Genomic DNA, 25,871 nt, shown 5'->3' with positions numbered 1-25,871 from the left:
CTAGCATTTAAATATTAAAAATATATTTTGTAATATTATATATTTTTAATTGATTTTATTTTTAAAACTAATAAATTAAAAACATTTTTTTTATTCTTAATATATAATATTAATTATAATATTTCCAAATATAGACGTATAAAAAATAAAATATGAATAAAAATAAGAAAAAAGCACTAATAGTATTTAGTGGTGGACAAGATTCAACAACTTGTTTAATACATTATTCTCATATATATCAAGAAATTTATTGTATTACTTTTGATTATGATCAAATACATAAATCTGAGATTGATTCTTCTCGTTTTATATCAAAATATTTTAAAGTGAAAAAACATCTATTTATAGATATTAAATTTTTAAAAGATCTTTCTAAAAGTAGTTTAACAGATAAAAATATTTCTATTTTTAATAATCATCAATTAAATTCTTCATTGCCTAGCACCTTTGTTCCAGGTAGAAATATTTTATTTTTAACTTTATCTTCTATATATGCTTTTAATAATCACATTGATTCTGTTATTTTAGGTGTAAACACTATTGATTTTTCCGGTTATCCGGATTGCAGAAATGAATTTATTCAAACAATGAATCGTGTCATTCAAATCGGAATGGATTGTCAAATTAGTTTTAAAGTTCCTTTAATGAATTTAAGTAAAGCAGAAATATGGTCTTTATCGCATTATTGGAATTCAAGTGAATTTATTTATAATCATACAGTAACTTGTTATAAAGGTTTAATAGGTAATGGATGCGGTCAATGTCAAGCATGTATTATTCGTCTTGAAGGATTTAATAAATGGAAATCTAATCCTTCATATTATATGAAAAAATTAAAAGAAAAATTTAACTTTTATGATTAATTGGACTGTTAAATAATATTTACAATTTTAAATATAACAATGATTTATTATAAATCTGTAAATATAGTTATATATGTTTTATTTAATTATATATAATTTTAGATTTTTTATGAAGATCCTTAATAATACAATTAAATATTTTTTCTATATTATTTTTCTCTAAATATTTTAGAATCATTGCTTCTTCATTTTTTGAAAATTTTTCATTATAAATTTTTGAGACAAATGCAATTATAAAATTTTTGTTTTTATCTTGATACATAGTATAAATTTTTTTCTCATGATTTCTGTATGGTATTGAAAAAATTTTATGCACAATTGAATTATGATCATACCTAGACACGATCTCTGATGCATTAAAAATTATATTTTCTTTACTTAAAATTTCTTTTTTTCCATTATTTAAGTCAAATAAAATTTTTTTCACTTTTTCTTTTGTTTCTTTAACTGCTTTTGTGTGTTTTAAAATATTTATAATATTACTTTTGACATCTTCAAAATTTTGTAATTTTTTTACTTTAAAATTTTTTATAGTTAGTAGGAACAATTGATTATTTTTTAACTGAATTAATCCTGAATGTGATTGCATTTTTTTTTCTCTATCTAATAATCCTTGTGTAAAAATGATTTTTTTTAATATAGAGTTTTGTAATATTTTTGGAATAGAATATTTGTTAAACCAGGGGGTTTCTTTAGATTTAATATTGGATTCTTTTTCAATTAAATCAAATCTATTTTTGTATTTTTGAGATAATAATAAGAGTTTATTTTTGATATTATAATAAATAGACAAAGCTTTTTTATGTTTTATTTCAGATTCAATTATATCGGATACTTCAAAAATTTTTTTTGTGTGTGTGGGTATAATTTTATTTAACTTTATAATTAAAAATTCATTATTAAATTTAATAATATTGGAAATTTGATTTTCTTGATTTAAATTTGATTTTTTTATCTCTTCAGGAATGAAATTGATTGTTAGCCATCCAATGTTTCCTCCTCTTTTAGAAGATATTGGTTCTATTGATTTTTCTTTTGCTATCTGTGAAAAATTTTCTCCTTTTTTTAATTTTGATAATATCAATAAAGCTTCTTTTTCAGTTTTTACTTGAATAATACTATAATTTCTTTTTTCTTTTGTTGAATATTTGTTTATGTTGTTTTTATACCAAAGTTTAATTTCTTCGTTATTGCATTTTATATTTAATTCATTTGGTTGTATATGAATATAACTAATTTTAAATTGTTCTGGAATGTATAATTTATTTTTGTTTTTATTAAAATAATTGAAAGCTTCTATATTGCTTACAGTTTGATTTTTTATAGAATTGATTTCAAAAATCGCTTTTTTTATTATTCTTTTTTGAGATAATAAGTTTAGTATATATTTTTTTTCACTATCTAATATAAAATCTGTTTTTGCAATAGTATTAATTAAATTTATTGTGCTTAATTTTTTTTTAATTAATTCTATATATTCATGATTTGTTAAATTAATTGATTCTAAATAATTTAAATATTTTTTATTATCAAATTTATTATTTTCTTGAAATATATCAGAGTTTAATATTACTTTTTTAATTTCATTATCATCTAAGCTAAAATTAATATTTTTTGTATATTGTTCTAATAAAATATTATTTATTAATTGAGATAATACGTAATTATATATTTTTTGTCTAAATATTTTTTTGTTTATTGTATTAAAATTTTTTTTTAATATGTTTTTTTGTTTATTTAATTCAATATCAAAAATATTTTTCATTGTTTCAAAACTAATTTTTTCTTTATTAACTTCTGCAATATATTTTGTTGTATCTTTATGAATATAATTATTTAAAGTACCAAATATTATTGATAAAATAATTATACCTAAAATACATTGAACTATAATGCGCTTTGATCGTATTTTAAAAAATTTCATCATTATACAACGATCCTAAATATTATATTAAAAATTTTTGTAATATTTTAATTTTTTATAAAGGCTGACAATTTTTTGCCAGCCAAATTTACTTTTTATATAATATAAACATATCTTATAATTATATATAAGGTGTTTTTTCTAATGCTAACTTTAAAACTTCTTTAATATGTTTTACTGGATATATTTTTAATCCATCAATGATATTTTTTGGTATTTCTTCCAGATGACGTTGATTATCATAGGGTATTAAGACTTTTTTTATACCCCCACGATGCGCTGCTAATAGCTTTTCTTTTAACCCTCCAATAGTAAGTACTTTACCTTGTAATGTAATTTCTCCGGTCATAGCAACACTAGATTTAACAGGATTATTCGTCAAAGAAGAGACTATAGCAGTACACATTGCAATACCTGCACTTGGTCCATCTTTAGGAGTAGCTCCTTCTGGTACATGTACATGTATATCATGCTTTTCATAAAAATCTTTTTTAATTCCTAGCTTATTAGCTTGTGATCTAACGACTGTTAGTGCAGCTTGAATTGATTCTTGCATAACTTCACCTAAAGAACCGGTATAGGTAAGTTTTCCTTTTCCTAGAACACATGCTGTTTCAATTGTTAATAACTCTCCTCCAACTTCTGTCCATGCTAACCCAACTACTTGTCCAATTTGATTTCTATGGTTTGTCTTACCATAGTCAAATCGTTTTATTCCTAAGAATTGATGTATATTTTTTTTATTTATTTCAATATGTTTTAAAGATTTATTTAAAATTAATTTTTTTACTACTTTTCTACATATTTTAGATATTTCACGTTCTAAACTACGAACCCCAGCTTCCCTTGTATAATATTGGATAATATACATTATAGCGCAATCAGTAATGGTTAGTTCATTTTTTTTTAAAGCATTTCTTTCAATTTGTTTAGGATATAAATAAGATTTTGCTATGTTTAATTTTTCATTTTCTGTGTAACCAGATAGCCTAATAATTTCCATTCTATCAAGTAGTGGAGTAGGTATATTCATAGAATTTGAAGTTGCTACAAACATGACATCAGAAAGATCGTAGTCTACTTCTAAATAGTGATCATTAAAATTAACATTTTGCTCTGGATCAAGTACTTCTAATAGTGCAGAAGCTGGATCTACTCTAACATCGCAAGACATTTTATCGATTTCATCAAGTAAAAATAATGGGTTTTTCACTTTTGCTTTAATCATTTTTTGAATTAGTTTTCCGGGCATTGATCCTATATACGTACGACGGTGCCCTCTTATTTCTGCTTCATCTCTTATTCCGCCTAATGCCATTCTTACATATTTTCTACCTGTTGATCTCGCAATAGATTGACCTAACGATGTTTTTCCTACACCTGGAGGCCCAATTAAACATAGAATAGGTCCTTTAACTTTGTTTGTTCTGCTTTGTACAGCTAAATATTCTAATATTCTTTCTTTTACTTTTTCAAGCCCAAAATGATCAATATCAAGAATTTTTTTAGCTTTTTTAATGTCTTTTTTAATTTTTGTTTTTGTATTCCATGGAACTTGTATCATCCAATCAATATAACTTCTTACTACAGTTGCTTCAGCAGACATTGGTGACATCATTTTTAGTTTTTGTAATTCTGATTCTGTTTTTTCTTTAGCTTCTTTAGGCATTTTTAAAGATTTAATTTTTTGCTTTAAAATTTTATTTTCATCTGGAATTTCATCCATATCACCGAGTTCTTTTTGTATAGCTTTTATTTGCTCATTTAAATAATATTCTCTTTGACTTTTTTCCATTTGTTTTTTAACACGATTTCTAATTCTTTTTTCTACTTGTAACAAATCAATTTCTGACTCCATTATAGTCATTAAAAATTCTAGTCTTTTATTTACGTTATTTATTTCAAGTACTGATTGTTTATCTGTTAATTTTAATGGCATATGTGCTGCAATTGTATCTGCTAGTTTTTCTGAGTTTGTGATATTATTAAGAGTATTTAATATTTCTGATGGAATTTTTTTATTCAGTTTAATATAAGATTCAAATTGATTAATTGTTGTTTTAATTAATACTTTATGTTCTTTATTTAAAGTATTAGAAATATTAATTAATTCCACTTCAGCAATATAATGCTCCCCTGTATTAATTAAATTCTTAATACAAGCACGTTGTAAACCTTCAACTAACACTTTTACTGTTCCATCTGGAAGTTTTAACATTTGTAAAATTGAACTAATGGTTCCTATATTAAATAAATCATTTGTTTTAGGTTCATCTTTTGATGCTTCTTTTTGTGCAATTAACATAATTTTTTTATCATTATTCATAGATGTTTCAATACATTTAATTGATTTTGCTCGACCTACAAATAATGGAATAACCATATGAGGGTATACAACTACATCTCTTAATGGTAAAACGGGAATTTTAATGCGTTCAGAACGCTCAGAATTCATAGAGCTCTCTCTTAGTTGAATTTCCGCTGCTGTTTTTAAATTTGAAAACTGCAAGATATAAAAATATACAGTTATATTTATAATCGATTTAATAATCGTTTTATATTTAATATATAGATTTTTAAAAGTAAATAAAGCTAGAATTAAACTTTATTAAGATTTTTATTACTTATTCACCAGATGCTTTTTTTGATTTATTCTTTTCATATATTATTTTAGGTAATGATTTTGCATGTATTACTGATTCAGTTATGAGTACTTTTTCTACATTTTTCATTGATGGTAATTCATACATGATATTTAATAAAACCTGTTCAATAATAGATCTTAATCCTCTTGCACCTGTTTTTTTTAACATTGCCTTTTTTGCGATCGCTTTAATTGATTTTTTATCAAATTCTAATTTGACTCTTTCAAAGTTAAATAGCGTTTGATATTGTTTAATTAAAGCGTTTTTAGGTTTGCATAATATTTCAATTAATGCGTTTTCTGTTAATTCGTTGACTATAGTAATGATAGGTAAACGACCAATAAATTCAGGAATCAATCCGAATTTTATTAAATCTTTTGGTTCAATTTGTTTTAATAAGTATTCTTCTGGTTTTTTTTGATTTTTATTATTAATTTTTGCATTAAATCCGATTTCACTACTTATATTAACTCTTTTAGCAATAATATTAGATAATCCAGAAAACGCTCCTGCACATATAAATAAAATATTTGCAGTATTAATTTGTAAAAACTCCTGTTGTGGATGTTTACGACCACCTTGTGGCGGAATAGACGCTATAGTTCCTTCTATGATTTTTAGTAAAGCTTGTTGGACTCCTTCTCCTGATACATCTCTGGTAATAGAAGGATTATCAGATTTTCTTGAAATTTTATCGATTTCATCTATATATATAATACCTAATTCTGCTTTTTTGACATTATATTTGCATTTTTGTAATAATTTTTGTATTACGTTTTCAACATCTTCTCCTACATATCCTGCTTCAGTTAAAGTAGTCGCATCTGCAATACTAAATGGCACGTTCAATAACTTTGCTAGTGTTTCAGCTAATAATGTTTTTCCACTTCCAGTAGGGCCGATTAATAAAATATTGCTTTTACCAAGTTCAGTTTTGTCTTTATTGTCATTGATATTTCTAATACGTTGATAATGATTGTAAACAGCAACAGATAAAACTTTTTTTGTATGATCTTGTCCTATTACATAATTATCAAGATGCTTTTTTATTTCATATGGGGTAGGTAAATCTTTTAAATCATGATTTTGAATATCTTTTGAAACTTTTGTTTCTTCAATAATATTACTACATAATTTAATACATTCATTACATATACATACTGATGGTCCAGCGATAAGCTTTTCGACTTCTTTTTGATTTTTCCCACAAAAAGAACAATGAAGTAATCTTTCAGAATCATCTTTACTCTTATCTGTCATATTTTAAACCTCTTTTGGTATTTATTGATTTTATTTTGAGTAAATAGATTCTATTGTATTTTTTTGATAAAAAGAATATCTTGTGAAAATTTTTATTTCCGTTTAGTCAATATCGCATCAATTAATCCGTATTCGATAGATTCATCAGCCGATAAAAAGCAATCTCTTTCTGTGTCTTTATTTATTTTTTTAATAGATTGACCAGTATGTAAAGAAAATAATTGATTTAGTTTTTTTTTCATTTTAATGATTTCTTGTGCGTGAATAGCAATATCCGATGCTTGACCTTGAAACCCACCTAATGGTTGATGAATCATAATTCTAGAGTTTGCCAAGGAAGATCTTTTACCATGTGCTCCAGATGCTAATAAAAAAGCAGCCATTGAACATGCTTGACCTATACAAATAGTTCTTACATCTGGATTAATAAATTGCATAGTATCATAAATAGACATACCTGAAGTAATAATACCACCTGGTGAGTTGATATATAAAAATATATCTTTTTTAGGATTATCAGCTTCTAAAAAAAGCATTTGAGCTATAATAGTATTTGCCATATTATCTTCTATATTACCGCTCATAAAAATTATACGTTCTTTTAATAGTCTTGAATATATATCATATGAACGCTCTCCTCTTGAATGTTGCTCAACAACCATTGGAATTAATATTGAATTAGACATTATTTAGTATTCTCTTGATACAAAATTGCATTTAAAAGATAAAAGATTAAATCTTTTTATAATTTAGAATTTTTTAAAAATACAATTCTTCTGAATAATTTAAGTTATAATTTATAAATTCATTAAAAGTATATTTTTTTTCTATAATTTTCATCTGATTTTTTAAAAATGTTATAGCTTCCCTTTCTAATTCTAGATCTTGTATTGCTTTTTTTAATATTTTATTTTTATTGTATATATTAATAATTTCCAATGGTTTTTTATATTTTAAAGATATTTCCTTAATTATTGATTGTGTTTTTTTTTCATCTACTACAATTTTGTTATCATTAATAATTTTTTCTAAAATTAACTTAGTACACAATCTTTTTTTAGCTTGTAATTGAAGGTTAATATGATATTTTTTATCTAAAATATTTCCTTTTTTGGATTTATATTCTTCTGTAATTTTTTTATGTAAATTTATTGTTTCTTCTTGTAATAAAATAGGAGGTATTTTAATTGGATTTTCTTTTATTAATTCACATATCATTTGATTTTTTAAATGATTTTGAGTAAATTTTTGAATATCTTGAATTATCTTATTTTTTATAGATTTAAAGTTTAATTCAAAAAATTTAACATTTTGGATATTTTGATCTATGTGTAATTCTTCTTTTGCTTCAACCTTTATTATCTTAATTTTAAATGTTATATTTCTATTATTAAGTTTTTTTTCTGGATGCCATGGAGAAAAAAATGTTTTAAAAAAAATAATATCATTAACATAATGATTAATTATTTTGTTGTTTAATTCATTTAAAAAATAATTTCTAAATACAATAAACTGAGTATTTTGATTTTCAAATTGATATATTTTTTTATTGTTTTCATATATTGTGTAATGAATTGTGACTCGATCATTGATTTTAATGGCTCTATTAACTTCATACCAAATAGTTTCTTTTTTTTCTATATTTCTTTTTATATCTTCGTCAGTGATATTAACAATAATTTTTTCTACTTTAATTGAATTTATTTTTTGTATTTTTATAATGGGATATACTTCATAAGTAACAGAATATTTGAAATTTTCATTTTTATCTTCCGTTTTACTTATGTAGTATTTAGGTTGACCAATAATATTAATTTTTTCTTTGTTTAAAAATTCAAAAAAAAATTTTTGCATTAGTTTATTAAATACATCATAATAAATATTATTTCCATATTTTTGTTCTATTATTTTAATAGGAACTTTTCCTTTTCGAAAACCATTAATCTTAGTTTTTTGATTTATTTTAGAAAACTCTTGAAAAACAGCATTATCTATGATGCTTTTAGGAATATTAATTGTAACACGATGACTTGCATCTTGCGTTTTTTCTAAAAAAAATTTCATCTTATTACCTTAAACTATTACATTTATCAGTCCATTTTAGATATTACTCTTTAATGGTTGTTAAATTGAATAAACTATTTTAAATATCTTGCAAATAATAAAATTTTTAATTTTTTAATTTAAAAATTAAAATTTTTGTTTTTATTATCTTTTTGAAAGCATTGTAAAAAATTATTATTTTTATGTTTTTTATGTTTCCATTCGTATAAAGTATAAGTATATAATGTAATTGAATATATATTTTTTTTATATACTTCATTTAATCTTTGAAATATTAAACGATGTCTATTAATTTTTTGTTTATTATTAAAATCATCGCTAATAATAATGATTTTTAAATGTGTAAGAGTATTGTTATCGTGTTTGTGAAATTTACTGTTATTATAAATTTCAATATTACTTATGTTCATTTTTGATATTAAATAATTTTTTATTTTTTCTAAACACATAAGATTAATTGTATATCCTAATTAATATAAAAAAATAGTTTTAAAAATTTTTATATTAGATTTTGTAAAACTATTCTAAAATAATTTCTATAAATCAACAATTCTGTTTAAATAATAAAATACTTATATAAAACATATTTTTATTTTAAATTTTATCAATTTTTGAGAAATAATTCAATTCTTTCAAAAATTATTACTTTTTTGCAATATAAGATTTACAAGCAATTAAAAATAATTATTAACATTTTAATTCATAAATATTAAATTTGAGGTTTGAAAAATGATATATGCAAATTTTAATAAATTTTTTAAGATATTATTATTAACTTCGATTATTTTTGTATTAAATAGTTGTAATAACGTATTATTAACTTCACATGGCATAATTGCCAAACAAGAATATTCATTAATTTTCATATCATTTATAATGATGTTGTTTGTTATTATACCTGTATTTTTTATGACAATATATTTTTCAGTTAAATATCGTTCTTCTAATGTAAATCAAATATATAAACCAAACTGGTCTGACTCTAAAAGAATAGAAATAATAGTATGGATTATACCTATTTTAATAATTTCTTTTTTAGCATTTTTAACATGGAACTATTGTCATATATTAGACCCTAAAAAACCTATATCATCTGAATATAATCCTATAAAAATAAATGTTATTGCATTAGATTGGAGATGGTTGTTTATTTATCCAGATTATAATATAGCAAGTATTAACGAAATAGCATTTCCTACAAATACACCAGTGGTTTTTAGTATAACTTCTAACTCTGTTATGAATTCTTTTTTTATTCCTTCTCTCGGAAGTCAAATATATGCTATGCCTGGAATGGTAACAAAATTAAATCTAATTTCTAATGATTCAGGAACATATAAAGGAATATCTTCAAATTATAGCGGTAAAGGTTTTTCTAATATGAAATTTACTGCAATTTCATTACCAAATAAAAAAATGTTTATCAATTGGATTAACAAAATAAAAAATTCTCCAAAAAAGTTAAGTACTGTAAAAATGTTTAATAAAGTATCTTTGCCTAATGAAAATCATTATGTAGAATATTTTTCTAATGTAGATAAAACACTATTTGATAAAATATTTTATTAATTTTTTAAAATATATTTTTTTAAATAAGTATTAAATATGAAAATAAGTATTAAATATGAATATAATTCTTTCATCATTCTAGGAGAATTAAAATATGTTTGGAAAATTAACATTAAATGCAATTCCTTATAATGAACCTATTATAATGGTTACTTATACTTTTATTATATTAATTGGATTGTCTTTAATTTCAGGTATTACTTATTATAAAAAATGGAAATATTTATGGTCTGAATGGTTTACTACTGTTGATCATAAAAAAATAGCTATTATGTATGGAATATTAGCTTTTGTTATGTTATTTAGAGGATTTGTAGATGCGATATTAATGCGTGCTCAACAAGTAATATCATCTTCAGGTAGTAATGGTTTTTTACCTGCACATCATTATGATCAAATATTTACAGCACATGGTGTGATAATGATTTTTTTTGTAGCAATGCCTCTTGTAATTGGATTAATGAATTTAGTAGTTCCATTGCAAATTGGAGCTCGTGATATAGCTTTTCCTTTTCTTAATAGTTTAAGTTTTTGGTTAAATGTAAGTAGTGCTATATTATTAACTATTTCTTTAGGAGTTGGTGAATTTGCACAAACTGGATGGTTAGCGTATCCACCTTTATCTGGTATTAAATATAGCCCTGGAGTTGGAGTAGATTATTGGATTTGGAGTCTTCAAATTTCTGGAATTGGAACAACTTTAACAGGAATTAATTTTTTAGTAACTATTCTACAAATGAGAGCTCCTGGGATGAATTTTTTTAAAATGCCTGTTTTTACTTGGGCATCTTTATGCACAAATATATTAATAGTAATATCTTTCCCAGTATTAACCGTTACTCTTTTGTTATTAACTCTAGATCGTTATTTTAATTTTCATTTTTTCACTAATGATTTTGGTGGAAATGCTATGATGTATGTTAATTTAATATGGATTTGGGGACATCCAGAAGTATATATTTTAGTTCTCCCAGTATTTGGTATCTTTTCAGAAGTAGTAGCTACTTTTTCTAAAAAACGTTTATTTGGATATGTTTCTTTGGTATGGGCTACTTTAGCTATTACTATTTTATCTTTTATTGTTTGGTTACATCATTTTTTTACTATGGGAGCAGGATCGAATGTTAATGCTTTTTTTGGAATTACTACAATGATTATAGCAATTCCTACTGGAGTAAAAATTTTTAATTGGTTATTTACTATGTATCAAGGTCGTATTTATATGCATTCCTCAATGTTATGGACAATCGGTTTTTTATTAACTTTTTCTATTGGTGGAATGACTGGTGTATTATTATCTATTCCTCCCGCTGATTTTATTTTGCACAATAGTGTATTTTTAGTTGCTCATTTTCATAATGTTATAATTGGTGGTGTTGTTTTTGGTTGTTTTGCTGGAATTAATTACTGGTTTCCAAAATTATTTGGTTTCATATTAAACGAAACTTGGGGTAAACGTGCATTTTGGTTTTGGATAATAGGTTTTTTCACTGCTTTTATGCCTTTGTATTTTTTAGGCTTTATGGGTATGACTCGTCGTTTAAGTCAAAACATTGATGTAGAATTTCATTTTTTATTATGTATTGCAGCTATTGGAGCTGTTTTTATTGGTATAGGTATGATTTGTCAAATAATACAATTTATTGTTTCAATAAAACATCGTCATGATAATTTAGATGTCACAGGTGATCCATGGGATGGTAGAACTTTAGAATGGTCTACTTCTTCGCCTGCGCCTTTATATAATTTTGCTATTATTCCTTATGTTCAAAACAAAGATGATTTTTGGGAAACAAAAAAACAAAATAAAAATATAACAAATATTAATTATCATGAAATTCATATGCCGAAAAATACTAAATTAGGATTGTTAATTGGATTTTTATCTTTAATATTCGGTTTTTCTGCTGTTTGGCATATTTCTTGGTTATGTGTTTTATCTTTTCTTATTATAATTTTAAGTTTAGTTCAAAAAAGTATTAACGAAGATGATGATTATTTGGTTTCTATAAAAGAAATTAAAGAAATAGAAAATCAAAAATTTTTAAATATGAGAAAAGCAGGTTTAAAATGATAAAAAAAATACAAAATCAAATATTATATCCTTTTTTTAATACACAACAATATAGTCCGAAAAGTAATAAATTATTTGGAGTATGGATATATTTAATGAGTGATTGCATTATGTTTGCTGTTTTATTTGCTGTATATGCAATCATTTTTAATAATTTACCTAAAAATTTTATTAACCATAAGTTTTTTAATTTGTCTTCTGTTTTTTTTGAAACATGTGTTTTATTATTAAGTTCATTAACATGCGCTATGTTAACTATAGAACAAAATAAAAAAAATATAAAAATGCTTTATTTTTATTTTATGATTACCTTCTTTTTAGGTATTATCTTTCTTATAATAGAAATTAATGAATTTTATAATTTGTTGATAGAAAATTATACACCAAATAAACATGCTTTTTTTTCTATTTTTTTTACGATTATAGGAACACATGGTATTCATATTATTTTTGGTTTAGTTTTAATATTATCAATTATTTATCAGATTTTTAAATTAGGTTTAACTGATACTATTAAAATTAGAATATTATGCTTTAGTTTATTTTGGCATTTTTTAGATATTATATGGGTTTGTATTTTTACTTTTGTTTATTTAAATGGAGTAGTTTAATGAGTAAATATCTTAAATTAAAACTTTATTTTAATAAAAAAGTACAATCTTATATATTTAGTTTTTTATCTTCTATATTATTAACTATAATTCCGTTTTTAATTGCTAAAAATCATTTTTTTTCTTATAAAATTAGTCAATTAATTATTTTATTTTGTGCTTTTTTTCAAATTATTATACATTTCATATATTTTTTACATTTAAATAATATTTCAAAAAATCATTGGTATTTAATATCTTTATTATTTATTTTAATTATTATATTTATTGTAGTTTTTGGTTCTATTTGGATTATGTTTAATTTAAATCATCATGTTATGACATGACAAATCACTTAAAAATATATTTATTTATATGTTGAAACATTATTTAGAAATTATAAAACCTCGAATTATTCTAGGAAACATGGTTTTAATTATAGGAAGTTTTTTATTTTCATCTCGTTTTTATTTTAATTTTTTTTTATTTATATCTACTCTTGTAGGAACATCTTTAATTATTGCATCTAGTTGTGTGTTTAATAATTTAATTGATATAGAAATAGATTCTAAAATGTATAGGACGAAAAATAGAGCTTTAGTAAAAAAATTACTTCGACCTATGTCAGCTTATATTTTTGGAATTATTATAGGTTTTGTAGGTATATTTATATTAGGTTTTTTAGTAAATTATTTATCAATGTTCTTATCAATAATAGGGTTTATTATTTATGTTTTTATTTACACATTCTTAAAAAGAACATCAATATATTCTACTTTTATTGGAAGTTTTTCAGGATCAATTCCATCGTTAATTGGTTATACTGCTGTTAATAATACTATTAGTTTAGTTGCTGTTTTATTGTTTATTGTGTTTATATTTTGGCAAATGTCTCACTTTTATGCTATTTCTATTGTGTATATAGAAGATTATAGAAATGCAAATTTGCGTCTTTTTTCCATAGTAAAAGGTGTTTTAAAAACCAAACAGCACATCTTTTATTATATAATGTGTTTTATTATATTTAATTTTATATTAACTTTGTTAGGTTATCTTAGTTATATTTTTCTTGTTTTAATTTCTCTTTTAAATTTCTATTGGTTGTATATATCTTATTTAAATATCAAAACAAAGGATAATTTAAAGCTTTCTAAGCAAATATTTTATTTATCTATTATAATAGTTGTATGTTTTAATTTTTTGATTGCAATTGATTTTCAATTTAAATAGTTTTTATAAACATTGTGAAGGTTTCGGTATTCCAGCTATTTTACTAGCTTGCTTTGCTGGGCCTTTAGGAAATAATTGAAATAAATAAACACTATGAATTTTTTTACCTAATTTTTTTTTAATTCCACATATTAACATTCGCATAGATGGCGCGATATTATATTTAAAATAAAATTTTCTTATAAAATATATTATTTCCCAATGACTTTTGGTAAGTATAATTTTTTCTTGTTTTGCAATTTCTTCTGCGAGAAAAACATTCCAATCTTTATTATTTTTTAGATATCCTTCTAAATCTTTTTCTATTGCTTCGTAATTTAGATATTTTTTGGTATTTTTTTTCAATAACATAATTTTTTATAATATAAAATTTTTTTTAAAAATATTTGGTGTAAAATGAATAATTATAAAATGAATTTTTTTGAATTACAAGTAACATTAAGTTTTTGTATTATTTTTTTATTACGTATGTTAGGTGTTTTTGGTATTCTTCCAGTATTAAGTAAATATGGATTGGATTTAAATGACGGAAACAAATTCTTAATTGGATTATCTGTTAGTGTTTATGCTTTTTCTCAAATGATATTTCAAATTCCATTTGGTATTTTATCTGATAAATTTGGTCGGAAAAAAATTATTATATTCGGTCTTTGTGTTTTTTTAATCGGTAGTATTATAGCTGCAAATACAAATTCTATTTGGGGATTGATAGTTGGAAGAGCTGTACAAGGTTCTGGAGCTATTTCTGGTGTTTCTATCGCATTATTATCTGATCTAATAAGAAAAGAAAATCGTATTAAATCTATTTCTGCTATAGGTGCAAGTTTTGCTGTCTCTTTTTTAATTTCGATTCTTTTTGGTTCATTGGTTATTGAGAAATTTGGTTTTTCGTTTATTTTTTGGTTTTCTTCTATATTTTCAATTATTTGTATTTTAATTGTTCTTTTTATAGTTCCTTCTTATACAAACCAAAATAATCAAGAAAAAAAATTAAAAAAAGATATAAAATTTTTTTATGGTAAAAATATTAAATATTTATTTAATATAAGTTTTTGTAGATTTTATTTTAGCATATTTTTTTTGCATTTTTTATTAACAATGCATTTTTTAATAATACCTCATCAATTAGAGATTTCTGGACTTATATTAAATTATCACTGGATTGTTTATTTAACTACAATAGTAATTTCTTTTTTTATTTTATATTTGATAATTTTTTATGCTAAGTTTAATGCTCATTTAAAAAATATTATTGAAATATGTGTTTTCTTGATTTTTTTGTCATCGTTATTTTTGTTTTTTTTATATAATCATGTAATATATTTAATATTGTCTTTACAGATTTTTTTTATTGCTTTTAATATACTAGAAGTATTTCTTCCATCATTTTTAAGTCAAAACATATCTATTAATGATTATCAAGGCAATATTTATAAAGGCAGTATTATGAGTATTTATTCTACTAGTCAATATCTAGGGATATCTTTAGGTGGCATTTTAAATGGATGGTTGTATACTTTTTTACATATTTCACATATTTTTTTGTTTGAAGTTTTTTTAGTTTTTATATGGTTTATTTTTAATTGTTTTTGTAGAAAATAATATTTATAGTATAATTGATAGGATTTTTATATCGTTTTTCATTTTATGGGTATTTAGATGTGAATGTTTATAATTTTTATGATTTTTATCAAAATCGTATAAATAAAAAACTACTTGATATGTTTAATAATTTACCTTTTCAGAATTCGATTCTTTTAAAATCTATGAAATATGGAACATTGATAGGAGGTAAAAGATTACGTGCATGTTTAGTTTATATTGTTGGAGAAATGTTTAAAGTTAATATCATTACGCTAGATGCAATATCTATATCTATTGAATTAATCCACGCATACTCTTTAATTCATGATGATTTGCCATGTATCGATAATGATTCTTTTCGAAGAGGAAATGTTTCTTGTCATATAAAATATGGCGAAAGTTTTTCTATACTTGCTGGAGATGCATTACAAAGTTTAGCGTTTAATATTTTATCTACATATATTATGCCTGGAGTTTCTGACAGAAAGCGTATAAAAATAATTTCTGAATTATCTCATTCCATTGGCATTTCTGGTATGTGCATAGGACAAACATTAGATTTGCAAAAAGATATAAAAAAATTGAATGTTAGTGAATTGGAAAAAATTAATTTATATAAAACTGCATTTTTAATTAGATCTTCTGTTCGATTGTCATATTTATCTTCAAATTTTTTTTCTAAAAGAATTTTATCATTATTAGATCGTTTTTCTATTTGTATTGGTTTAGCTTTTCAAATTCAAGATGATATTTTTGATTTTCAAAAAGATATTAACAAGATAAAAAATAATCAAAATATATATAATACATATCCAAATTTAATTGGAATAAAAACATCTCAAAAAAAAATAAAAATTTTGTATCAGGAAGCATTGTCTATTTTAAAAATTTTTAAAAAAAAATCTTTTATTGTCGATAAATTAGAATTATTAACAAATTTTATAATTCAACGTTCAAAATAAATTTAATAATGAGTTCATAATGAATTTTGATATTAAAAAGTATCCAATTTTATCCCTAGCTGATTCAGTGAAAAATTTAAGATGTTTGCCAATAAAAAAATTACCTCAATTATGTTGTGAATTAAGAAAATATTTATTAGATATAATTTTTGTTACTGAAGGACATTGTGCATCTGGATTAGGTGTAGTTGAAATTACAGTGGCTTTACATTATGTATATAATACACCGTTTGATAATTTACTATGGGATGTAGGGCATCAATCCTATCCTCATAAAATTTTAACTGGAAGAGCAGCAAAACTTACTAGTATTAGAAAAAAAAATGGTTTACATCCATTTCCTTTTCGCGAAGAAAGTCAATATGATACATTTGGTACTGGTCATTCTTCTACTTCAATTAGTGCAGGTTTAGGTTTATCTATTGCTGCTGAAAAAGAAGGAAAAAATAGAAAAACTATTTGCGTTATTGGTGATGGAGCAATAACTGCTGGTATATCATTTGAAGCGATGAATCATGCAGGAATAATACAATCTGACTTACTAGTTATATTAAATGATAATGAAATGTCTATTTCTAAAAATATAGGTGCATTAAATAAACATTTAAAAATTTTAAAAAGTGCTAAATGCAGTAATATATTAAAAAATTCATTTTTTGAAAATTTATCTTTTCAGTATTTAGGACCTTATGATGGACATAATATTTTTAATTTAATTAACCTTTTAAAAGATATAAAAAACAAAAAAAGTAGTTGTTTATTGCATTTGATTACAAAAAAAGGAAAAGGTTATCCCCCAGCGGAATTAAATCCTATTAAGTGGCATACAGTTCCAAAAAATACTTCTTTATCTTCTGATCGAATTCCAACTTATTCAGAAATATTTGGTTCTTGGTTATGCGAAGTAGCAAGCATTGATAAGAAACTAATAGCTATCACACCTGCTATGTGTGAAGGTTCAGGTATGTCTAATTTTTCTCGTTTATTTCCTAATCAATATTTTGATGTTGCTATTGCGGAACAGCATGCAGTTACTTTTGCAGCTGGTTTAGCTGCTGCAGGATATAGTCCAGTTGTTGCAATTTATTCTACTTTTTTACAGCGTTCTTATGATCAAATTATACACGATGTTGCATTACAAAAATTATCTGTTTTGTTCGCCATTGATAGAGGTGGAATAGTAGAAAATGATGGACCAACACATCAAGGCATATTTGATTTAGCTTATTTAAGATGTATACCTGGAATTGTAATCATGACTCCAAGTAATGAAAACGAATGCAAGCAAATGTTATATACTGCATATATGTATAAAAAAGGCCCTACTGTCGTTAGATATCCTAAAGGAAAAGGAATCGGGGAATTATTAATGCCCATGCGTATAATACCACTAGGTAAATCTGTTTTAAAAAGAGTAGGCCATAAAATAGCTATTTTAAATTTTGGTACTTTGTTAGATTCTGCTGTATTAGCAGCGAATAATTTAAATGCAACTTTAGTTGATATGCGATTTGTTAAGCCGTTAGATACAAATATGATTTTAAAGTTATCTTCTCAATGTCAATTTTTAGTTACTATTGAAGAAGGAATTATTTCTGGTGGAGCAGGTAGTTCAGTTAATGAATTTATCATGTTAAAAAAAATTTTAGTTCCAGTATTAAATATTGGACTTCCAGATACATTTATTTCTCAAGGTAGTCGAAATGAAATTAAATATAATTATGAATTACACGCTGAAGGAATCGAAAAAAAAATTTTTTCTTGGATTTCATCGTGTTGAAATTTTAAAATACTTTTAATAGATAATTTTTAAAACTCAAGATTTTAAAATCTAAAAATATTATTTTTTTTCTTTGATAATTTTTAACGCAGCTTTATCTAAAACTCCGTTAATAAACTTATGACTATCTTCTGATCCAAATAATTTAGCTAGTTCAATACCTTCATTAATAGATACTTTGTAAGGTATATCATTTCTATTATATAGTTCATAAAATGAAATTCTAAGAATTGCTTTTTCTATTTGTCCTAGTTTTTTAAGTGATCGAGATAGATATGGTTTCATTAAATTATCTATTCTTTTACAGTCATGAGTAACTCCTAAAATTAAATCATAAAAATATTCTAAGTCAATATTTCGTTTATTTTTTTCTTTTAAAAATTCTATTGTATTCTCTTTGATATTATTTTGAGAAATTTCCCAGGAATAAAGCATTTGCAAAGCACAAGCACGAGCTTTTCTTCGAAAATATCGATTTATCATAAAATCTACCTAATTTTTTATTTTTTTACGGTTTTAGTATTAATCTTATATCTGGTCCTATTTTTTTAAAATGTAATAAATTAAATTTAACACATTCAAATAATTTTAAATGATTTTTAAAAAAAAATAATGGTTTTGCTTCATGCCCTAATATTTTAGGTGCAATATATATAATTATTTCATCTATTAATTTCATCTTTAACAAAGAACCAGATAAATGCCCACCAGCTTCTATCCATAAATTATTAATTTCTAAATTTCCCAAAAATTTTAATGTAGAAATAATATTAATTTGATTTTTATACGGTTTTGTTATAATTTGTTTTATATTTTTTGGCCAAAGTTCGTTATCTGGTTTTAATCTAATTAATAAAATTTTATCTTTTGTATCCATTATTGGATGTGATTTTCGCATTTTATTTCGACTATCTATAATCACTCTTATTGGATGATTAAAATCTTTTTCAGGAAATTTAAATAGTGTTTTTTTATTGAATTCTTCTTTTCTTACAGTTAATTTTGCATTATCACGTAAAATAGTTTTACTACTGCTTAAAATAGCTGAGCTTTTTGCTCGAAACATTTGCACATCTTGGCGTGAATATTTAGAAGTAATCCACTTACTTTCACCATTTTTCATTGCAATTCTTCCATCTAATGACATTGCTAATTTAAGTTGGATTCATGGAAAACCAGTTTTCATTCGTTTAAAAAAACCTTTATTATATTTTTTAGATTCTTTTGATAATAATCCTAATTCTACAGAAATATTATTTTTTTTAAGATACATAATGCCTTTGCCAGATACTTTCGGATTAGGATCTAAATTTGAAATTATTACATGTTTTATCCCAGCGTTAATTAGTGCGTCACAGCATGGAGGAGTTTTCCCAAAATGATTACATGGTTCTAATGTGATGTATGCAGTTCCTCCCTTCGCTTTTTCTCCTGCCATACTTAATGCGTTAATTTCAGCGTGATGATCTCCATATTTTTTATGCCATCCTTCTCCAACAATATAATTTTTATTAACAATTACACAACCAACATTTGGATTTGGAGCAGTTGTAAATTCTCCTAATTTGCTTAGTTGTATTGCTCTTTTCATATAAAATATATTTTTCATATTTTCTAAATTTTTTTAAATATTATTTTTCAATTAAAATGATTAAAACCTGTTTTTTTAAAATTAATTTTTTTATTATTTTTTATTAAATTAAAACCTTTTTCTTTTGAAGTAATATATCCAATATGTTTGCATTGAATTAAACGTTTTTTAATAGCTAAATTTAATTTATTAATATTTTTTTTAGAAACTGTAAAGCATAATTCATAATCTTCTCCAAAGTATAACGCCCAATCAAAATAATTATTTTTTTTAAAATTATTTATTAAATAATTAGAAATAGGTAATTTATTTAAATCGATATTAGCTCCGCATTTACTTTTTTCTAATATATGTCCTAAATCAGAAACTAACCCATCTGATATATCTATTGCTGCATTGGCAAAATTTTTTATTATTATCCCTTCAGAAATTCTTGGAATAGGGTTAAGATGCTTTTGAATTAAATAATTACGTATTTTTATATTTATAAAATATTTTTTTCTTTGAAGTAAAAAAAAACCAGCAGCGCTATCACCAAGAGATCCTGTAATATATATTAAATCTCCTTCTTTAGCATTTTGTCTTAATAATTGTTTTTTTCCTTGAATTAATCCATAAACACTTAATGTAATACTTAAAGGACCGCAGTTAGTATCTCCACCTATAAGTGTAATTTTATATTGATTTAAAATTCTAAAGAAGTTATTACTAAAGCATTTTAACCATGTAGCGTCTATTTTAGGCATAGTAATAGATAATATTACCCATTTAGGAAGAGCTCCCATAGCAGCTAGGTCACTAAGATTTACTGCAATTGTTTTATATGCTAAATTTTTCGGATCTATGTTTTGAAAAAAATGTGTTCCTTCTACTAAAGTATCAGTACTAATTGCAAGGATATTATTTTTTGGTATTTTAATTAATGCGCTATCGTCTCCAATACCTTTAATGAGATTTTTTTCTTTTTTTTGATACTTATTGAAAAAATTAGAAATAATTTCAAATTCATTATATTTCATAATTTAATCATTATTTTTTTTTAATGTTTCTATAACATTAATCATTTCTAATGCTGCTAATGCTGCTTCGGAACCCTTATTACCCATTTTTAAGCCCGCTCTTTCAATAGATTCTTCTAAATTATTTGTAGTTAATATTCCTAATGTAATTGGAATAAAATATTTCATACTAATTTTTGAAAGATTATTATATGTATCACTTGCAATGTATTTAAAATGATCTGTGCTGCCTTTGATTATTGTTCCTATTACAATAATAGCATTATATTTTTTATATTTTGAAATATAATTTGCTATTAAAGGTATTTCATAAGCTCCAGGTACATATATTTGTAAAATATTATCTTCTTTTATTCGGCCTATTCTTTTTAAAGTATCGAGTGCTCCAGACAATAAGTTATTATTAATAAATTGATTAAATCTAGAAATAATTATTGCAATTGATGCTGTTTTATTTATGATGCCTGATTGAATAATTTTCATTTTGTAATATTCAGTTGTTTTTAAGATTTATCTTTAGTATTTAAGTATTTTTATAGTATTAATAAAAAAGTTCTTGTATACTCGTTTTTTATCAAGCCTTGATAAATATTCAAGTACTTCTATTTAATGATTTTTCATAAATCAAATATAAATAATAATTACATTTTATATTTTTTTGAACAAAATACTTTTCTTATTAAGTAAAGTTATTTTCACGAAAAATATATTTTAATTTTTAGTTGCAGATTTCTCTACACTTATTAATTACTGTCTAACTAATAGTACAAAATTAAATCTTAATTTTTATTTTTCAGTCTCTTTTAAAAGATAAAAGATTTATTTTCTTCAAGTGAATTTCTATTTTTTAAGTTGATATATTTGTCATAAGTTCTCAATATGTTTGACGAAAATACATTTCTAAACAGTCATTATATATCTTTTATTTGTCATAGAACGTTATTTTTTAAATTATAAACGGTTTTTATATGTTGAATAAATGAAAGTTATCTTTTTATTTGAAATATTTTAATAATAAATTTATTACAATTTTATATTTTAATATTATTTAAAAGATAAAATTTGTTTGACTTTTATTTAAAATATAATTATTACATAAAATTATAAATACAAGTATTATATTTAGTACTATTTTTTAACTTTTAAAATGTTGCAATTGATTATAGTGATATTATTTAATATTTATTATTTTTTAAAAATACATATTTAAAAAAAATTTTTTAAAAAAAGGTTGCATTTTTTTTGTTAAAGATGTATTCTTTATTGACTGAAGCGGGGTGGAGCAGTCTGGTAGCTCGTCGGGCTCATAACCCGAAGGTCGTTGGTTCAAATCCAGCCCCCGCAACCAAAATATAAAACCCATCAAGAAAATCTTCCAAATTTTATAATATTTTATATCATGTTTAATGATAAAATTTATATTTTTAAAAATTAATAACTTTTGTTTACAGATATCTTTGATTATTTTTTACTAATATAAATTTTATTTTATTTTTTTAAACAATATAAATTTTAGTCTACTAAAAAATAATATATATATTCGAGTTAAAAAGCAAGAGGATTATCATGAAAGAATGCGCTACTGAATTAGTTCAGGGTTTTCGCCATAGTGTTCCTTACATTAACGCTCATCGTGGAAAAACATTTGTCATTATGTTAAGTGGTGAAGCGATTAAATATGGAAATTTCTCTGGTATTATTAATGATATTGGTTTACTACATAGTTTAGGTATTAGATTAATAGTGGTATATGGAGCTTGTCCTCAAATTAATTCAAATTTAAATGAAAAAAAAATAAAAATAAAATATCACAAATATGTACGTATTACTAATTTAGCATGCTTAGAACAAGTTAAACAAGCAGCAGGAAGATTACAACTCGATATTACTGCGCGACTTTCTATGAGCTTAAGTAATACCCCTTTGCAAGGAGCTAATATTAATGTTGTAAGTGGAAATTTTATTATTGCACAACCCTTAGGAGTCGATGAAGGTGTAGATTATATTCATACTGGTCGTATCAGAAGAATTGATAAAAAAGCTATTGATTGTCAATTAAAAAATGGCGCTATAGTTTTAATTGGTCCTGTCGCTGTTTCTGTTACAGGAGAAAGTTTTAATTTAACTTCTGAAGATATTGCTACACAAGTTAGTATTAAATTAAAAGCAGAAAAAATGATAGGTTTTTGCAGTAATCAAGGTGTTCTTAATGACCAGGGAAATACTATTTCAGAATTATTGCCTAATGATATAAATGTTAAAATTAACAAACTTAAAAAAAATGAAGATGATATTTCTTCAACAGTTCGTTTTTTAAAAGGATCTATAAAAGCTTGTAAAAATGGCGTAAATAGAAGTCATTTGATTAGTTATCATAAAAATGGAGCTTTATTGCAGGAGTTGTTTTCTCGCGACGGTATTGGAACACAGATAGTTATGGAATCTGCGGAAAAAATTAGACAAGCTAATATTAATGATATTGGAGGAATTTTAGAGTTAATTCGACCTTTAGAAAAAAAGGGAATTTTAGTTCGTAGATCAAGAGAACAATTAGAAATGGAAGTAGATAAATTTACAATTATTGAACGTGATAACTTAACTATTGCATGTGCTGCGTTATATCCTTTTTTTAAAGAAAGTTTAGGTGAAATGGCTTGTGTTGTAGTTCATCCTGATTATCGTAATTCTTCTAGAGGTGATTCGTTACTTAAAACAATTAAGTTAAATGCTAAAAAAATAAATTTAAAAAAAATATTTGTACTGACTACACATAGCATTCATTGGTTTCAAGAAAGAGGTTTTATCATTGTTAATGTTGATATGTTACCTGAAAGTAAGAAAAAAATGTATAATTATCAACGTTGTTCTAAAATTTTAATGATAGACTTATTTTAATAAATTAAAAATTTTGTTTTTTTACTGTTTTAATAAACATTTGTTTGTTTGAAAAAATACTTAATTTTTCTCGGGATCTGGTGATAGCTGTATAAAGAATTTCTTTATTTAATATTCCTAAGTTTTTATCTGGAAGTATTAGTGTGATATGATCAAATTCAGAACCTTGCGATTTATGAACAGTAATACACCAAGCAGTTGTATAGTTTTCTAATAAATTAACGGGAATACATTGTATATTATTATTTTTTAGAAAACATACTTGTAATTTATTTTGATCATCTAAATTAGTAATTCCTATTTCACCATTAGATAAATTTAAATATTTATTGTTTTTGTTTATAATAATAGGTTTTCCTATATACCATATTTGATTATTAATATAAAAATATTTTTTAATAATATTTTTTCCGTACATTACTTTTTCTAAAATTTTATTTATGCTATTTACTCCAAATATACCATCTTTAATCATAGATAATATCTGATATTTTTGAAATGTTTTTATAATTTCTTTTATATGTTTTTTTTGTTTTATTTTATCCCAATATTCGTGAGTATAACAAATAATTTTTTCTATCATTTTTTCATATTGGCTTGTACAATTAACTTCATTAAAAAAAATATTTTTCATTAAATTATTAAATAATTTAATAAAAATTTCTTTTTTATTTTGATTAATTGCTGTTGATAATATATGGATTTCTGAATTGTTTTTAAATCTATAATTCTTCTTTAAAACACATATTTTATCACTTATTGAAAAAGTATTATTTTTATTTTCTTTATTATATAAATTTTCGTATTGTGTAATTTTTTTTAAAATAGATATAGTTTCTAAACTATAACCATAATTAGCATAATTATAAATTTTTTTTAAAATAGAACCTATACCTATTGGTGATAATTGATTAGGATCTCCGATAAAAATAACTTTAGTATTTTTTTTAATAGCAGATAAAATATTATTCATCATCAAAATATTTATCATAGATACTTCATCAATAATTAAAACATCTACATTCAAAGGATTTTGTTTATTAAAAAAAATTTTGTCAGATATTTTTGATATACCTAGCAATTGATGAACAGTTACAGGTTCTAAGAGAAATTGTTTTTTTTCTTCTTGAGATGAATATAAATTCAATATCTGACTATCGTGTAATAGCGCAGTTAAACGTGATGTAGCTTTTCCTGTTGGCGCTGATAATTGTATTGTAATATTTTTTTTTGAATATCTTGTTAATGCAATAATAATTTTTATTATTGTAGTAGTTTTTCCAGTACCCGGTCCACCTAAGATAAAAATTATTTTATTTATTAAACTTAATACTACAGCTACTTTTTGAGCATTATATTCTTTTTTAGGAAATAATTCTTGCAAAAATTTAAAATGATTTAAATTTAATGTATTATATATTTTTTTTTCATATAAATGTTTTAAAATATTTTTTTCAGATTTCCATATTTTATAAAGATAAATTTTTTTTTCAACAAAGACTAAAGGCGTGATTATTTCTCCATTACTAAAAGCATGATGGTTTGATAATTCTAATGACCAGTTTATTTTTTTTTTGTTTAAAATAAATAATATTTTTTTAATAGTTTTTTTATTGTTAATAGAAAAAAAATTATTTTTTTTAAAATATTTAAGCGATAAAAAACGATAACCATTATTGCTTTCAAAACTTATGCATGCTGCAACCAACATAACAATATTATTTTCTTTAGATATAAATTGTGAAAAAATAAAATCAATTATACGTATAACTTTATTTTTGACTAAATTTTTTAATAAATTTTTCATACAAATAACATTTA

Annotated in this window: 21 protein-coding genes, 1 tRNA gene and 1 pseudogene; 11 read left to right on the top strand and 12 right to left on the bottom strand. The window is 23.2% G+C overall.

Translation table 11 applies throughout. The features are described 5' to 3' along the window. The first annotated feature begins 152 nt into the window (after positions 1–152). On the top strand, positions 153–863 hold the full coding sequence (gene queC, locus D9V63_RS02410; RefSeq protein WP_158369054.1) for a 7-cyano-7-deazaguanine synthase QueC: 711 nt from the start codon (positions 153–155) through the stop codon (positions 861–863). Positions 864–945: 82 nt separating this feature from the next. On the opposite strand, the gene D9V63_RS02405 is transcribed toward queC, so the two are convergent. From D9V63_RS02405 to D9V63_RS02380, 6 genes are all read right to left on the bottom strand, one after another. Then, positions 946–2,787 (bottom strand): SurA N-terminal domain-containing protein, encoded by a 1,842-nt coding sequence (locus D9V63_RS02405; RefSeq protein ID WP_261979537.1) that lies wholly within the window; start codon positions 2,785–2,787, stop codon positions 946–948. Between the two features lie 121 nt (positions 2,788–2,908). Continuing rightward, on the bottom strand, positions 2,909–5,242 hold the full coding sequence (gene lon, locus D9V63_RS02400) for an endopeptidase La (protein ID WP_158369050.1): 2,334 nt from the start codon (positions 5,240–5,242) through the stop codon (positions 2,909–2,911). 169 nt (positions 5,243–5,411) lie between these two features. Continuing rightward, positions 5,412–6,692: an ATP-dependent Clp protease ATP-binding subunit ClpX gene (gene clpX, locus D9V63_RS02395; protein WP_158369048.1), complete on the bottom strand. Its 1,281-nt coding sequence runs from the start codon at positions 6,690–6,692 to the stop codon at positions 5,412–5,414. A gap of 92 nt (positions 6,693–6,784) precedes the next feature. Beyond that, a complete protein-coding gene (clpP, locus tag D9V63_RS02390) occupies positions 6,785–7,378 on the bottom strand; it encodes an ATP-dependent Clp endopeptidase proteolytic subunit ClpP (RefSeq protein ID WP_158369046.1) in 594 nt (197 codons plus the stop codon). Between the two features lie 73 nt (positions 7,379–7,451). Next, positions 7,452–8,756: a trigger factor gene (gene tig / locus D9V63_RS02385; RefSeq protein ID WP_158369044.1), complete on the bottom strand. Its 1,305-nt coding sequence runs from the start codon at positions 8,754–8,756 to the stop codon at positions 7,452–7,454. A 119-nt stretch (positions 8,757–8,875) separates the two neighbouring features. Next, positions 8,876–9,205 carry a BolA family protein gene (locus D9V63_RS02380; protein WP_158369042.1) on the bottom strand — a complete coding sequence of 110 codons (330 nt, stop codon included), beginning with the start codon at positions 9,203–9,205 and terminating at the stop codon, positions 8,876–8,878. Positions 9,206–9,485: 280 nt separating this feature from the next. Here D9V63_RS02380 and cyoA point away from each other — a divergent pair, with 280 nt between their 5' ends. From cyoA to cyoE, 5 genes are all read left to right on the top strand, one after another. Further along, positions 9,486–10,325, top strand: a complete 840-nt coding sequence (cyoA, locus tag D9V63_RS02375; protein ID WP_158369040.1) for a ubiquinol oxidase subunit II — start codon at positions 9,486–9,488, stop codon at positions 10,323–10,325. Between the two features lie 94 nt (positions 10,326–10,419). Beyond that, positions 10,420–12,399, top strand: a complete 1,980-nt coding sequence (gene cyoB / locus D9V63_RS02370; protein ID WP_158369038.1) for a cytochrome o ubiquinol oxidase subunit I — start codon at positions 10,420–10,422, stop codon at positions 12,397–12,399. Beyond that, complete coding sequence (cyoC, locus tag D9V63_RS02365; RefSeq protein ID WP_158369036.1) at positions 12,396–13,010, top strand: cytochrome o ubiquinol oxidase subunit III; 615 nt, start codon at positions 12,396–12,398, stop codon at positions 13,008–13,010. Before cyoB ends, cyoC begins: the two co-directional genes overlap by 4 nt. Further along, on the top strand, positions 13,010–13,336 hold the full coding sequence (gene cyoD / locus D9V63_RS02360) for a cytochrome o ubiquinol oxidase subunit IV (RefSeq protein WP_158369034.1): 327 nt from the start codon (positions 13,010–13,012) through the stop codon (positions 13,334–13,336). Before cyoC ends, cyoD begins: the two co-directional genes overlap by 1 nt. A 28-nt stretch (positions 13,337–13,364) precedes the next feature. Then, positions 13,365–14,219, top strand: a complete 855-nt coding sequence (gene cyoE / locus D9V63_RS02355) for a heme o synthase (protein ID WP_158369032.1) — start codon at positions 13,365–13,367, stop codon at positions 14,217–14,219. Between the two features lie 3 nt (positions 14,220–14,222). Here cyoE and D9V63_RS02350 read toward each other — a convergent pair whose 3' ends face one another. Continuing rightward, the gene (locus D9V63_RS02350) at positions 14,223–14,564 is read right to left on the bottom strand and encodes a TusE/DsrC/DsvC family sulfur relay protein (RefSeq protein ID WP_410051811.1); all 342 of its coding nucleotides are present in this window, start codon (positions 14,562–14,564) and stop codon (positions 14,223–14,225) included. A 51-nt stretch (positions 14,565–14,615) separates the two neighbouring features. Here D9V63_RS02350 and D9V63_RS02345 point away from each other — a divergent pair, with 51 nt between their 5' ends. From D9V63_RS02345 to dxs, 3 genes are read left to right on the top strand one after another with little or no spacing between them, the layout of a single operon-like run. Next, complete coding sequence (locus D9V63_RS02345) at positions 14,616–15,821, top strand: MFS transporter (RefSeq protein WP_261979536.1); 1,206 nt, start codon at positions 14,616–14,618, stop codon at positions 15,819–15,821. Between the two features lie 59 nt (positions 15,822–15,880). After that, positions 15,881–16,765: a polyprenyl synthetase family protein gene (locus tag D9V63_RS02340; protein WP_158369028.1), complete on the top strand. Its 885-nt coding sequence runs from the start codon at positions 15,881–15,883 to the stop codon at positions 16,763–16,765. Positions 16,766–16,784: 19 nt separating this feature from the next. Further along, positions 16,785–18,545, top strand: coding sequence for a 1-deoxy-D-xylulose-5-phosphate synthase (dxs, locus tag D9V63_RS02335; RefSeq protein WP_158369026.1), 1,761 nt, complete (start codon positions 16,785–16,787; stop codon positions 18,543–18,545). A 60-nt stretch (positions 18,546–18,605) separates the two neighbouring features. Here dxs and nusB read toward each other — a convergent pair whose 3' ends face one another. The 4 genes and pseudogenes from nusB to ribE all read right to left on the bottom strand — a co-directional run bounded on the left by nusB (position 18,606) and on the right by ribE (position 21,638). After that, positions 18,606–19,028 (bottom strand): transcription antitermination factor NusB, encoded by a 423-nt coding sequence (gene nusB, locus D9V63_RS02330; RefSeq protein WP_187308577.1) that lies wholly within the window; start codon positions 19,026–19,028, stop codon positions 18,606–18,608. Between the two features lie 25 nt (positions 19,029–19,053). Then, positions 19,054–20,136, bottom strand: a pseudogene (ribD, locus tag D9V63_RS03165) (bifunctional diaminohydroxyphosphoribosylaminopyrimidine deaminase/5-amino-6-(5-phosphoribosylamino)uracil reductase RibD). A gap of 47 nt (positions 20,137–20,183) precedes the next feature. Beyond that, on the bottom strand, positions 20,184–21,155 hold the full coding sequence (thiL, locus tag D9V63_RS02315) for a thiamine-phosphate kinase (protein WP_158369020.1): 972 nt from the start codon (positions 21,153–21,155) through the stop codon (positions 20,184–20,186). Positions 21,156–21,158: 3 nt separating this feature from the next. Then, positions 21,159–21,638: a 6,7-dimethyl-8-ribityllumazine synthase gene (ribE, locus tag D9V63_RS02310; protein WP_158369018.1), complete on the bottom strand. Its 480-nt coding sequence runs from the start codon at positions 21,636–21,638 to the stop codon at positions 21,159–21,161. Between the two features lie 788 nt (positions 21,639–22,426). Here ribE and D9V63_RS02305 point away from each other — a divergent pair. Continuing rightward, positions 22,427–22,503: transfer RNA gene (locus D9V63_RS02305), tRNA-Met, on the top strand. 218 nt (positions 22,504–22,721) lie between these two features. Then, a complete protein-coding gene (gene argA, locus D9V63_RS02300; protein ID WP_158369016.1) occupies positions 22,722–24,050 on the top strand; it encodes an amino-acid N-acetyltransferase in 1,329 nt (442 codons plus the stop codon). A 4-nt stretch (positions 24,051–24,054) separates the two neighbouring features. Here argA and recD read toward each other — a convergent pair whose 3' ends face one another. Continuing rightward, positions 24,055–25,857 carry an exodeoxyribonuclease V subunit alpha gene (gene recD, locus D9V63_RS02295; RefSeq protein WP_158369014.1) on the bottom strand — a complete coding sequence of 601 codons (1,803 nt, stop codon included), beginning with the start codon at positions 25,855–25,857 and terminating at the stop codon, positions 24,055–24,057. Positions 25,858–25,871: the final 14 nt, after the last annotated feature.

Source organism: Buchnera aphidicola (Aphis nasturtii) (assembly GCF_005083345.1).
Classification (GTDB): domain Bacteria; phylum Pseudomonadota; class Gammaproteobacteria; order Enterobacterales; family Enterobacteriaceae; genus Buchnera; species Buchnera aphidicola_R.
Note: the sequence above shows the minus strand (reverse complement) of the source record. Positions and strands in the feature narration are given on the sequence as shown.

What these genes read in the sequence shown, in the direction of transcription:
- recD (WP_158369014.1), bottom strand. Translation starts at nt 25,857, where the DNA reads ATGAAAAATTTATTAAAAAATTTAGTCAAAAATAAAGTTATACGTATA.
- cyoD (WP_158369034.1), top strand. Translation starts at nt 13,010, where the DNA reads ATGAGTAAATATCTTAAATTAAAACTTTATTTTAATAAAAAAGTACAA.
- lon (WP_158369050.1), bottom strand. Translation starts at nt 5,242, where the DNA reads ATGAATTCTGAGCGTTCTGAACGCATTAAAATTCCCGTTTTACCATTA.
- D9V63_RS02405 (WP_261979537.1), bottom strand. Translation starts at nt 2,787, where the DNA reads ATGAAATTTTTTAAAATACGATCAAAGCGCATTATAGTTCAATGTATT.
- D9V63_RS02345 (WP_261979536.1), top strand. Translation starts at nt 14,616, where the DNA reads ATGAATAATTATAAAATGAATTTTTTTGAATTACAAGTAACATTAAGT.
- clpP (WP_158369046.1), bottom strand. Translation starts at nt 7,378, where the DNA reads ATGTCTAATTCAATATTAATTCCAATGGTTGTTGAGCAACATTCAAGA.
- ribE (WP_158369018.1), bottom strand. Translation starts at nt 21,638, where the DNA reads ATGAAAATTATTCAATCAGGCATCATAAATAAAACAGCATCAATTGCA.
- argA (WP_158369016.1), top strand. Translation starts at nt 22,722, where the DNA reads ATGAAAGAATGCGCTACTGAATTAGTTCAGGGTTTTCGCCATAGTGTT.
- clpX (WP_158369048.1), bottom strand. Translation starts at nt 6,692, where the DNA reads ATGACAGATAAGAGTAAAGATGATTCTGAAAGATTACTTCATTGTTCT.
- queC (WP_158369054.1), top strand. Translation starts at nt 153, where the DNA reads ATGAATAAAAATAAGAAAAAAGCACTAATAGTATTTAGTGGTGGACAA.
- cyoA (WP_158369040.1), top strand. Translation starts at nt 9,486, where the DNA reads ATGATATATGCAAATTTTAATAAATTTTTTAAGATATTATTATTAACT.
- thiL (WP_158369020.1), bottom strand. Translation starts at nt 21,155, where the DNA reads ATGAAATATAATGAATTTGAAATTATTTCTAATTTTTTCAATAAGTAT.
- tig (WP_158369044.1), bottom strand. Translation starts at nt 8,756, where the DNA reads ATGAAATTTTTTTTAGAAAAAACGCAAGATGCAAGTCATCGTGTTACA.
- cyoC (WP_158369036.1), top strand. Translation starts at nt 12,396, where the DNA reads ATGATAAAAAAAATACAAAATCAAATATTATATCCTTTTTTTAATACA.
- D9V63_RS02380 (WP_158369042.1), bottom strand. Translation starts at nt 9,205, where the DNA reads ATGTGTTTAGAAAAAATAAAAAATTATTTAATATCAAAAATGAACATA.
- cyoE (WP_158369032.1), top strand. Translation starts at nt 13,365, where the DNA reads ATGTTGAAACATTATTTAGAAATTATAAAACCTCGAATTATTCTAGGA.
- dxs (WP_158369026.1), top strand. Translation starts at nt 16,785, where the DNA reads ATGAATTTTGATATTAAAAAGTATCCAATTTTATCCCTAGCTGATTCA.
- cyoB (WP_158369038.1), top strand. Translation starts at nt 10,420, where the DNA reads ATGTTTGGAAAATTAACATTAAATGCAATTCCTTATAATGAACCTATT.
- nusB (WP_187308577.1), bottom strand. Translation starts at nt 19,028, where the DNA reads ATGATAAATCGATATTTTCGAAGAAAAGCTCGTGCTTGTGCTTTGCAA.